At 56.3% G+C, this 11,696-nt stretch carries 7 protein-coding genes and 1 tRNA gene; all 8 read right to left on the reverse strand.

Translation table 11 applies throughout. From position 1 onward, the window contains the following. Positions 1–91: 91 nt before the first annotated feature. On the reverse strand, positions 92–1,357 hold the full coding sequence (locus tag ACI0FJ_RS08840) for an alpha/beta hydrolase (protein ID WP_424301961.1): 1,266 nt from the start codon (positions 1,355–1,357) through the stop codon (positions 92–94). A 20-nt stretch (positions 1,358–1,377) separates the two neighbouring features. Beyond that, positions 1,378–3,057, reverse strand: a complete 1,680-nt coding sequence (locus tag ACI0FJ_RS08845) for an alpha/beta hydrolase family protein (RefSeq protein WP_424301964.1) — start codon at positions 3,055–3,057, stop codon at positions 1,378–1,380. 275 nt (positions 3,058–3,332) lie between these two features. Further along, complete coding sequence (locus ACI0FJ_RS08850) at positions 3,333–6,770, reverse strand: ATP-binding protein (protein WP_424301967.1); 3,438 nt, start codon at positions 6,768–6,770, stop codon at positions 3,333–3,335. Positions 6,771–6,973: 203 nt separating this feature from the next. Beyond that, the gene (locus tag ACI0FJ_RS08855; protein ID WP_424301970.1) at positions 6,974–8,002 is read right to left on the reverse strand and encodes a TIGR00341 family protein; all 1,029 of its coding nucleotides are present in this window, start codon (positions 8,000–8,002) and stop codon (positions 6,974–6,976) included. 350 nt (positions 8,003–8,352) lie between these two features. Beyond that, a tRNA-Ala gene (locus tag ACI0FJ_RS08860) sits at positions 8,353–8,428 on the reverse strand. A 192-nt stretch (positions 8,429–8,620) separates the two neighbouring features. After that, positions 8,621–9,163 (reverse strand): epoxyqueuosine reductase QueH, encoded by a 543-nt coding sequence (locus tag ACI0FJ_RS08865; protein WP_424301973.1) that lies wholly within the window; start codon positions 9,161–9,163, stop codon positions 8,621–8,623. A gap of 2 nt (positions 9,164–9,165) precedes the next feature. Continuing rightward, on the reverse strand, positions 9,166–10,617 hold the full coding sequence (locus tag ACI0FJ_RS08870; protein WP_424301976.1) for an Rne/Rng family ribonuclease: 1,452 nt from the start codon (positions 10,615–10,617) through the stop codon (positions 9,166–9,168). A gap of 83 nt (positions 10,618–10,700) precedes the next feature. Next, positions 10,701–11,636, reverse strand: coding sequence for a radical SAM protein (locus ACI0FJ_RS08875; RefSeq protein ID WP_424301979.1), 936 nt, complete (start codon positions 11,634–11,636; stop codon positions 10,701–10,703). Positions 11,637–11,696: the final 60 nt, after the last annotated feature.

Genomic DNA, 11,696 nt, shown 5'->3' on the forward strand with positions numbered 1-11,696 from the left:
CTGCCCGAAACGAAGGAGTTCCTCGTCCCGGGCAGCCCCCCCAATATAACCTGGAATCCCAGGCTGAAACCAGCCCGGCATTCAGAGTTATCTATTTGAAACTCTCGTCCAGCCAGTCGAAAAGTACCTGGCCGACAAGACTGCGGTTTTCCATGACACAATGGTTGGTTGCGCCTTCGTTGGTCGGCGTTATCACCATTTTCTTTTTAGGGTTGGGGAAATTATCCATGGCTATTTGCTGCTGCCGCTGCACTTCGTCGCTCTTGTACTCGCCCTCGCCCGCAATGATCAGGGCGGGCACGGCAATCTTGGCCGGGTCGAAAGTATTGCCCTTGTTGGCAGGAATCAGTCCGGCGGGTTCGTCCACGCCGTAACGCCAACAAATGGAGCGAACCACATCCCTATGGAACGAGGACCAGGAAGCCATTTCCTCTTTGCTCGCCAAGGCCGCGGGCATGGTGGCGAACAGGGCCTCGGCGTCCACAACTCCGGAATTCATGGCAATGGCCTTGATACGCGGGTCGTGCTGTGCGGCCTGGGGAACAAACAACCCACCGCCGCTGATGCCGTAGGCGGCCAAATACCTGGGGTCCACGTCGGCACGGCTGAGGGCGTAGTCCACAACAGGCTTCATGGCGACGTTGGTATCCGTACGGAATACCTTGCCAGCAAAGGGCATAAGCCCCTGCCCGGGCAGGTCCACGGTCATAAAGTTGTAGCCGCGCTCAAAGGCCTGGGGCGCAATGTAAAAATACAGGTCCTCTATGAAGGTCTCGCCACCGCCGATCATCAGCAGGGTCTTGTGCGGTCCCTTGCCTGCCGCGGCCCGAAAAAATCCCGGCAGCACCGTGCCCTCGAAGGGAATTTCAAAATATTCCAGGGGCGGGTCGAAAAGCGTGCCCACCTTTTTCATCAGGCTGCGGCACTTGAGCCCCCGTTTCAACATTTCCGGGTTGTCCGGCAGCATGCCGATAAGCGAAAGACGGTAGGCATAAGCAGCCCGAAGCAACTGCTCGCGGGCGCTGACCGTGTGTCCGGCTGCCAGGGATTTTTCCCCCCTTGCCTCGGCACGCTGGGCCAGCCCGTACCATTCTTTGTTCCAACTTGCCGCGTCGCCGTCCTCGATCTGCGAGGCCACGTAGAACGCCTCGCCGACTTCCACCCCATGGTTCACGGCAGAACCAAGGGCCAGATTGCCAAAATGAAAATCCATATCCCCGTCTTTGAAAACATACCCGTAGGATGTGGCATGGGCGTCGTAAGCCTTTGCATCACCGGCCCAGGGGCACAAAAGAACGCAGATCTGGAGCATGCACACGAACAACACAAGCCCGAATGGTTTCCACACTGTTTTCATAGCGTTTCTCTCTCCCTGGTTCACGGTTTTGCCCTTTCATCCAGCCAGTTCAGCAAACGTTCGCTGGAAAGCATGGGCGCGCCAAGCTGGCAATGAAACTGGCCGCCTTGGGACGCATCAAATTCAAGAAATGTTTTGGGAGCCTGCAAGGCATTGTAGAAAATCCTGCCCTGCTCCGCCGACCCGGCCACCTGGTCCTGGCTGGAGTTTGCCACCAGCATTTCGGCTGTAATTTTGCCGATGCTTTGCTCCAGGGTGAACTTCTGCAGCTTTTTGAACAGATCGTACGGCGTGGGAGCCTGGAAGGTCCAAAGCATCTGACTGATGAACTGGTCCAATTCCGGATGCGCTTCCATTTCCGTGGCAGCCAGGGCGTTCACGATGTCCTTGTCCTTGGACGCTTCCACGGCCTTGCGCACTTCGGCGGGGAATTTTGTCATGGTGCCGTCGAACACGCTGTACACACCGCTGTCCACAATGCCCCACCGGATGCGCTTTTCATACGCCAGGGCACGCGGCACAAGGTAACCGCCCATGGAATAACCCAAAAGCGCAACGCGCTTGGCGTCCACCTGAGGCTGCTTCAGGACGAAATCCACCACCGGGGTGACCACCTTTTCCCAATCGTAGCGAAAGGGAATCTTCTGCTCGTGGATGGTGGCGCCCTGGCCCGGACCTTCAAAAATCAGGCAGTTGTAACCACGCTTGGCCGCCTGAGTCCCTATGATGAAGTAGAGGTCCTCTGCCGTGCCGTCGAGGCCGGTTTGAATGAGCAGGGTGGGACGTTTCTTGCCGCTGTTGTCCGGCGTAACAAAATACCCCTGCAGGGTGGTTTTTTCGTAGGGAATGCGCACCGGCTTGATGCGCCCGTTGGAAAGCCCGGCCGCCTTCAGAAAGGCGTCACGCCCGTTCTTCCAGGCCGTGAACCCGCGCGGATCGGTATTGTACATGTAGATGCAGGAGGCGCGGAAATAGTTGGACGCCCGCAGGTAGGCCTCCTGCGCGCTGACGGCGTGGCCCGAGGTGGCAAATTCCAACGCCATGGAGCGGACCTTCACGGCCATGCCGTGCCAGGCCCGGTACCAGCTTTCCTTGTCGAAATCCTTTACCTGGCTGGTTATGGTCAGCAGTTCGCCCATATCCGCCCCGCCCGTGGCGGTCAGGCCGAAGCGCCACAAGCTCTGGAAAACAAAGGCTCCGTCATTGAACAAAAATTTATCCAGGGCGCGTTCGGCAATGTCGCGGGGATCGTTGTTCGGCTTGCCGCGGTAGACATCCCAGTCCGTAACCTCGCCGCTAATGAACACCTGGCCGGGCAAAGGAAAATGGGTGTGGATGAATATCCATTTCTTGTCCACGCCCGTGTGCTCTTCGAGCGCATCCGCCAGGGCGACCATGAGCCCCTGCACATCGTCGTCGCTAAAAAACCCCGGCACATAGAGATCCACAAACAGGGGCCTGTCTATGTTTTTGCCTTCGTAGACAATGGCGTCGAAGGTCTGCCAATAGTAGGTGATGAACGATTCCTTGAGCCCCGTGGCCTTACTGACGTCCTTGCTTACGGACGCAAGCACGGAAACAACGTCGAGATCCGTGGGCACGTACGAGACCCTGACCATGGGGTCTTCCGGAACAAGCCCGCCAGAGGCACTTGCCGCCCCCTGCCAAAGAAAAATGGAGACAAACAAGCATAAGGCCATGTTCCCTGCGCGGTGCAATGTACTCACCCGAATAGACATGCGTTCTTTCCCCCGTGTGATGTTTCCTCCACAGCAAGCATGGCCCTCCAATCGCCGACCATAAGGACCTATTCCAGGCACTCACCGCGTATGCAGTACAATCAGGAATCTCACACAGGGTGTCACATGCATTAATTTTGTCAAAAGATACGCACGTGAATTCCCGTGAAAAAAAATATAACAGGCTGTTTTCAAAGGAGATACATGAAAGGCACCAAAACGGTGCAAAGGCGGAATTACGAAAGACTTTTCAAGCGGGAAAAAGCATCCTGCAATTTCCTGCATACGGGCAGTTCGGCAGAACAATTCATCAAAACAAAATCAGCCGTGGCATGTATCTTCTGCCACCTGGGTTTCTGCGGCAGGGTATCCTGGCTTAAATATTTATCCAAAGTCTGGGTTCTGAAATACCCGTCCTTTTCCATGTACACGTTCCAAAGCCCGGATTGCTCGGCAAGGTCGGCCTTGCTGGTCCCGGTGCATCCCTCCCAGCAGGTGACGCACAGCATCATGACCTCCACGGCCAGCTGCCGCCTGCCGGGTGCCTGCATCCGGGCGGACAACCGGTTGCCCATGCGTTCCAGCAAGCCATCCAGGGTCTTGAGATCCTCCACCATGCCCAGCTGCCGAGCTTCATCTCCCGATTCAACGGCCAGCATGGCTTCTTCCAGATTCAAAATCCGCTGTCTGTTGGCATTCAATTGTTCCAGCATGGCAGCCGAAACCATCATATCCTGCCTGCTGTCCGCTGTATTCAAAGGCCTGACCACCAGCAGGGCGAGCGGCTCTTCCTCCACCTCCACGTCCGTGGCAAAAATGGTGACACCTATGCCTTTGCCGTCCTTTGCCCGCAGCTGTACGTCTTCAAACACGCGGGGCCGCCCGGAACTTTGCGGGTTGCTGCCCGGAAGCCCCAACAACTCCTGAACATCCGCATTGTGCGGAGCGAAAAACAGGGATGGCGCCGGACGCCCCAGCAAATCCCCGGCCCGATACCCGGTGAGTTCCTCGAAGGCACGGTTGCAGAAGCCGACCTCCCGGCTCAGGTTGACGGCCAGAAGCGCATCGTCCAGGGAGTCCAAAATCCTGGCAAGCCGCAGCTGTCTTTGCCGCAAGCCCTGCTCTGTCTGCCTGCGCAGGTCCAATTCCTTTTTCAGGTTCAGGTTTTCCTGCAAAATACCGTAAGCCTCGTGCAACTTCAGCTGGGTGTTGACCCTGGCTATCAGCTCATCCCGGGAAAAGGGCTTGGTAAGATAATCGTTGGCCCCGGCGGCAAAACCCGCAACAATATCCTCCACACTGCTTCTGACCGTCAGCAGGATGACAGGCAGGGCCGAAGCCGAATGGTTCTTCCGCAATTCCCGGCAAACCGCGTACCCGTCCGGAGCGGGCATCATAACGTCCAACAGAATCATATCTGGCAAAATCATGTCCGGCTGGTCGCCGTTTTCCAGCAGCCGCAGGGCGGACGTTCCGTCCGGGGCCGTGCGAAAGGTTATTCCGGCCAACCGCAGGCAGGAACCGACCACATGGCGGTTTACTGGTTCGTCGTCCACCACGAGGACCTGATATTTTCCCCCGCTGTCCGCATCTTCCACAACAGGCGGCACCGTCGGAATCGGGGCAAGCTTCGCCCCCCTGCCTACCAAAGGGACGTCCTTGGCCAAGGCAGCCTTTCCCGCAGCAGAGCCTTTGCAGAGAGGCAGGGTAAAGGTAAACGTGCTGCCCTGTTCGGAACCGGAGGCCACATGAATGCTGCCACCGTGCAATTCCACCAGCCGCCGGGCAATGTACAGCCCCAGGCCCGCCCCGCCGGTTCCCCCGGTCGCAAAAGTCCCCGGTGCGGCAGACTGTTCGTAGGCGTTGAAGATTCGTTCCTGATCTTCTACGGGAATGCCTGGCCCCAGATCGGTTACGGAAACCTCCGCCATCCCGTGCTTCAGTGCGGCGGAAACGATAATTTCTCCCTGTTGGGCAAACTTGAGGCTGTTGCCCAACAGATTGACGAGAATCTGCTCCAGCCGGTCCTGATCGGCCAGCACAAGGGGAAATTCCGGGGAAACATGGTTGCGCAGCTCCACCCTGTTTTCCTCATCCAGCCCACGCAGCACGGAAAATACCTGCTGCACCACCACATGCAGGCTTACCGCTTCTTTGCGCAGAGTGATGTCCTGATGGCGGAGCCTGGAAAAAACAAGAACATCGTTGATAAGCCGGGACAGACGCCTGCCGCTGTGCACGACGACCTCCAGGCTCTCGCGGGTCGCATCGGCGAGCTTTCCTCCGGCAAGCAGATTTTCCGCAATGCCCACCATGCCGGTAAGCGGGGTTTTCAGCTCGTGGGTGGTATTGGCCAGAAATTCATCCTTGAGCTTGTCGAGCTGCACCAGCCGCTCCGAAAGCCTTTCCGCCCGCACAAAGGACTGGGAAAACCGGACCGAAAGAAAGAGCGAGTACGAAAGAACGAAGATGAAGACCCCGTACGGCCCGAAATCCGCGGATTGGAAAATGTTGAGATCGAAAAGAATATCGTCGAGTTCCGCATACGCCAAGGCAAGGTAGCCAGGCAGAAGCATGAAAATGCCCTTTTCCCTGGTGTAAATGTCCCTGCCGACACAAAGCAGAAGGTATATAAACGCCGTTCTGGTAATGACGAAATAGCCGAAGACAACGGGATCGTAGCCATTCGCCGGGGTGAGGAGCAAATAGCCGATGAACAGCAGGCCGAGCGCCAGAAACCCCATCTGGACCACGTTGCCGTATTTTTTGGGAAAAAGGCTGTGGTAGAACATGAGCACAAGGGGCACGGTCAGCCCCATGGGCAGCAGGGAAATGGTCACATACCATGTCCACGGCAGGGAGGGCCAAAGTTCGCTTCCCAGAAAGCCGCAGGAAGGGCTGAAAAAAATGGAAACGCCCCAAAACAGGCAGAAAAGGCCGAAGTAAATATTTTCCCTGGCCCGACGCCGGGCAAAGAAAAGCACCAGATAGAACAGGCTCATGCACAGCAGCGCACCGCCCATGAACGCCCCGGTTATCCAGCGCAGGCTGAGCATTCTGTCTATCTGCCGGGCAGTTCCCAGCCGAACGATCCCGGTGATGCCCCCCTGCACATTATGGAAATTCGACACACGCAGGGAAATTTCGAGAATATTTCCAGAGGGATAAAAGTCTGCCACCACAAAATGGCGCGAAGGCTGCTCAGACGCCTTGTCCTTCCCCAAAACGCCGCTTGAGGCGTGCCCATTCTGATTGGTCCAGACGTCGCAGACCGAAACGATCCCGGCAACAAACAACGACATGGGGGCAGATAAATTTTCCGGCAGCACCACCCGCAGGCGATAGGTGCCATACCCGGTGGCAGAAAATGTTTTGCCATGGACCGTCTGCCCGTGCCACAGACCAGGAACCTGAAGAAAATCCGAAGTCGTGGGATTTGCCAGGCCTGAGGGATTGCCCGCATCCTGCCAACTGAACGCCCACTCCCCGGACAAGGCGGCAGGCCCGTCACGTTGAAAATCCCAGCCGGAAAGATCAAGCTCGCCCTGTACGGCACGCGGAGGAAGAAGTTTTTCGTGCTGCGGAACACACCCGGCAATCCCCACCACAAAAACACACAGCAAAACCACGAGACTGCTTCGCCAAAAAAACGCGCCGCATTCGTGCTGCATCATAGGCTGATCCCAATGGGGGGGATTACACGAAAGAAATTTTTGCCTTTACAAATATCTCCAAGGTGGCCTGCAAATAAAAAATAGTCCAGATTTTTAAACAAACAGCTCCGGGCAGCTTTTTCCGCAAGGGGCTGACCAACCTTCTAATGAAAACCGCCCCTAATGCCTTCCCGGATGTGGGCTGCATAAAGATGCCAGCCCCTCTACCGGGTCTTGAAAAACAATACTCCGAGAAGCGCGGCCAACAAAATGGTCCACATGGCGGCGGCACGCAGTGTGGCGTTTTTGGCCCTTTCCTTTTCCCACCAGGAAAGGGGACGGATGCCCTGCACAAGGAAAATGACCACACCAGCCAGATTGAGACAGATGACGTTTGCCCCGAACTGCAGGCCCGCACCCACCGCCTGAGTATACATTCCAGCACCGAGAAAAAGGCCGCTGGCCGTGAGAGGAGGAAGCAGGGACAAGGCCACCATGACCCCCACAAGCGAGGTGGGAACGCCCTGGGTGACTGTTATTATACCCGCCGCCCCGGAAACCATCGCGAGTATGATGTCGGAATAGTCGGTCACGGTACGTGCCATGAGTTCATCCGTGATTCGCGGCCCCATAAACAACAGCCCGGCGACCCCGGCCAAGGCGAAGCTGAGAAGCACCCCCACGGCGAGCGTTTTCACCGACTCCAGACTCAGCTTGGAATCTCCAAGCGTGGTCGCCAACGCCAACCCCACGTTGGGGCCAAGGAGTGGAGCAAGGACCATGGCACCAATGATGATTGCCACATTGTTGCGCATCAGACCAATGATCGCCACCAAAGATGAAAGCAGAACAAGCAAGACGTAATTTGTGGAAAGCGTGGTCATATCCAAAATATCGGCATACAATTCTTCTCTGCTTATTCTGTTTTTCGCTTTTCCATTCCCATTGGCTTCGGTATTTTTTTCATTTTCTTTGTCTTTTTCTTGTGGATTTTCCAATCTTGGCAGTGTTGCCTCTGCCGCATAGACAACAATCCTGTATTCTTCTTTCCACGAAAACATACTCTCCAACGTATCAAGTATGTCTTCAGTCTCGCTTACATCTAGGACGATTCGAAATGATACTGCATCATCATCTTCAAGAGGAAAGGACCAGAAAACGTACCCACCGTCCTCCCGGTGCATTTCAAGCGACGATAGCACTTCTTCCTTGTCCGCCCTGGGAGCGACAATCTCAATGACACGCAATCCCATAATCAGCTCGCGTTGTTTCTTTATGAATCAATGGAAATATTGAAACGCAATTCGACATCAAAAAACAGAAATCAAAAACACCATATGGTCATTACGGCGAGACAAATATTTTTGCATTATAAGAAGATAAGCCTTCCGGATGTCGCCAGCGGAGCCAGATGCTTCCAAAGCCGAAGCAAGGATTCCAGAAGAATATATAGCAAGAGAGGGGCACATGAATCCACTGCAAAAAACAATGGTGACAGTTCCCCAAATGCCGAGGGGCCGCCCTTTCGGAAATGGCGCATATACGAAAAAAACCCCTGAATATTCAGGGGCTTTTTTGATATCCGATAGGCTCGGATGAAAAGTGGTGGAGACGATGGGGGTCGAACCCACGGCCTCAGCATTGCGAACGCTGCGCTCTCCCAACTGAGCTACGTCCCCACTGGAAAGTTCCTCTATAGCTATTCGCCGTCATGGTCAAGGGGGAGAAAAGATCATTCATTACACTTTGGCTGGAGAATGAACTTTTTTAATAGCAAAAATTTTGGGAAGGGGAGCGCGAGGGGACAACCTTTTTGAAAAAAGGTTTCCCCTCGCATCTCTTCTCTTATCCCCATTTCCTACTCTTCCGCCCTACTCCGACAACAGCTTTTTGCGTCGTTCGAAGTCGCTGTACAGGCAGCCGCAATAGTCCTGGCGGTACATGCCCATGGCTTTGCTCTGTTCTATGCCTTCTTTCCAGCCTTCGCGGAAGTCGTGGTAGAAAAAGCCCACCTGCCCGCCTCCGGCCAGGTCGCGGCCCAGATCGGCGATGACGTCGTGCTTCTGAAACTTGGAATAGAGCAGCGAGGTCGTGTAGGCATCGAACCGTCCGCGCTTGGCAATGAACAGGGTCCGTTCCAGCCGAATGCGGTAACAGTGGAAACAGCGGTTGGCCTCGCGAAAGGCTATTTCCTTGAAATAAATCTGCGGATCGTACTCGTTGTCCTTGTACAGCACCTTGATGCCCATCTGCTCCTGAAACTGGCGCAGGGTATCCCGCCGCCGCAGGTATTCGCCCACGGGATGAATGTTCGGGTTGTAGTACAGCCCGGTCACTTCGTGGCCCATGTCCTGCAGCGTCCTGACCACGGTCAGGCTGCACGGAGCACAGCAGATATGCAACAGAATGCGCATGGCTACTCGAAATGGATGTGGACCGACCGTTTGAACCGGTCTTCCATCTCCATCAGGTTGGTCCGCTTGAAATTCTGGAGATAGGCGGCAAGCTCGTGGTTTGTGCTGTATTTCACCGCACCCTTTTCACCATCCTTGAGCATCCGGTAAATTTCCTTGAGCGCCAGAATGGCCTGCCATTCCATGTTGCGGCGCAGTCCCCTGCCTTCGCAGAAAGGACACGGCTCGGAGCTGGAGGAAATGGCGGAAAGGCCCATGCGCTGCCGCACAACCTGCATCAGGCCGAAACGGGAGATGCGGCTGACGTCGGTGCGGGCGCGGTCGTTCTTGAGCGCGTTGCGCATGGTTTTTTCAACCTCGCGCATGTGGTTTTTGTCCTTCATTTCAATGAAGTCGATGACCACCTGTCCGCCCAGGTCGCGCAAACGGAGCTGACGCGCAATTTCCTCGGCCGCTTCCAGGTTGTTCTTGAGCGCCATTTCCTTGAAATTTCTTTTGCCTGCAATGCGTCCGGAGTTGATGTCTATGGCAATGAGGGCTTCGGTCTGGTCTATAACCAGCTGACCGCCGCTGGGCAGGGTCACGTTGCGTCCGTAAATTTCGTCGAGCTGCTTCTTGAGGTTGAAGCGGTCCCAAAGGTCCAGCTTGGGATCGTCGTGGACCTTGATCATGGCCTTGCGCCGGGGAAAGGCCAGCTTGACCATTTCCTCGATCTGGTTGGCGGTTTCCTGATCGTCGATCCACAGCTCGCTGACATCCGGGGTGAGGAAGTCGCGCACTGCGCGGGAGGCGAGGTTCAGATCCTTGTAAATGATGCCCGGTGCTTTTTCCGTGGTGGCCTTTTTGCGAACTTCCTTCCACAAACGTTTCAGGTAGGTCATGTCCGCGCTCAGGTTGGTCTTGCTCTGCCCCTGGCTGACCGTGCGTACAATGACGCCCACGCCCTCGCCCGGTGCCAGATCGGTAACGATCTTCTTGAGCCGCTTGCGCTCGGCCTCGTCCTCAATCTTGCGGGAAATGCCCAGCTGTTCACGGCCCGGCGTCAGCACAAAGTAGCGCCCCGGAAGCGACAGATAGGTGGTGAGAAACGCGCCCTTGCTTCCGGTGGGTTCCTTGACCACCTGAACCAGCACTTCCTGCCCGGCCTTCATAATCTTCTGAATAAGGGGAAAGCGGTGGCCGCTCATGGCGTAGCTGCCCTGGTAATAGTCGGGGTGTACCTCGTCTATCTGAAGGAAGCCGTTCTTTTCCTTGCCGTAGTTGATGAAAGCGGCCTGCAGCGGGGTATCCACATTATGGATGAAGCCCTTGTAGATGTTGCCCTTGGTTTTCACCTGGTGAAGCATTTCGACATAGTACTCCTGCACTACGCCTTCTTCCGTGATGATCATTTCGACCTGCTCTCCGGGCAGGACGCTTATGAACATCTTCCGTTTGTTCTTTTTAGGAGCCATTTGCACCTCGAATAGAAAAGTTTATGCCTGCCGGGGACATTCCCCGGGTTCTGATCGTGTCGGCCGGGTGTGGGCCGCCAGCTTCAGCTTTCCCGCACATTTGCGGGGCTGAGGCATCCGTCGACCATGACGTGTCCGCCTTGGGCCACAAAACGCTCTACAATGCGCAAAACGCGCTCCGGCTCGGCCCCGAGGGCAACGGCCAGATCGGCCACGCTCTGGGGGCGGCGCAGCACGGAGCTTTGAATGTGGTCTGCAAGTTCCTCGTCGCTCAGGTGCCGACCGGCAGCGGCCTTGTGTTCCTTGGGAGCGGTAACGGCTCCAAGGGCTGCACGCCAGGCAGCCAGCACGTCGGCATCCACGGGCCGTGCCTGGCTGTATGCGCCGGGCCGGGTCATGGTGCAGACGTCCACGCGGTCGGGGGCGAGACGGGGAATATAGCGGGACAAAAGAGTTAAATTTTCCTGGGTGTCGTTAACGCCCTGAACCAGCAGGATCTCCAGGAAGATCTTGCCGGAAAATTCCTTGCGAAATGTCAGAAGGGAATCGGCAACAGCGTCCGCCGTCACCCCCTGCACAGGACGGTTGATGGTGGAAAATTCTTGGGGCACCAGGGAATCCAGCGACGGCAGAACAACGTCCACCGCCAGGAGTTCCCGGCGCACTTCCGGATCTGTCAGCGCCGTGGCATTGGTCAGCACGGCCACGGGAATTCCCGGGTAAATAGCCCGCGCTCCGCTGATGATCTCCGGCATGTCGATGTTCAGGGTGGGTTCGCCCATTCCTCCCAAAGTAAGGTATTCGGGGGTGGGGCTGCCGCCGTCGCGATAGGCGGCAAGCTCGGCCAGCAGGTCGGACGCGCCAACATAGGCCTTGCGCCGCGCGGTCAGGGCGCGTGTGCGTCCAACCTCGCAGTACAGGCAATCCATGGTGCAGATGGGAGCACCCAGAAGGTCCAACCCGAGGGAAAGGCCGAGCCTTCCTGACCGGACGGGACCAAAGACATAAGAAAAATTCATACATGTATCCGCCGTCCGCCCGGCATGAGGCAAGTCTGGACAAAACAGAGACAATGCCGC

The sequence above is a fragment of the Desulfovibrio sp. 7SRBS1 genome, from assembly GCF_049723905.1.
GTDB lineage: Bacteria > Desulfobacterota > Desulfovibrionia > Desulfovibrionales > Desulfovibrionaceae.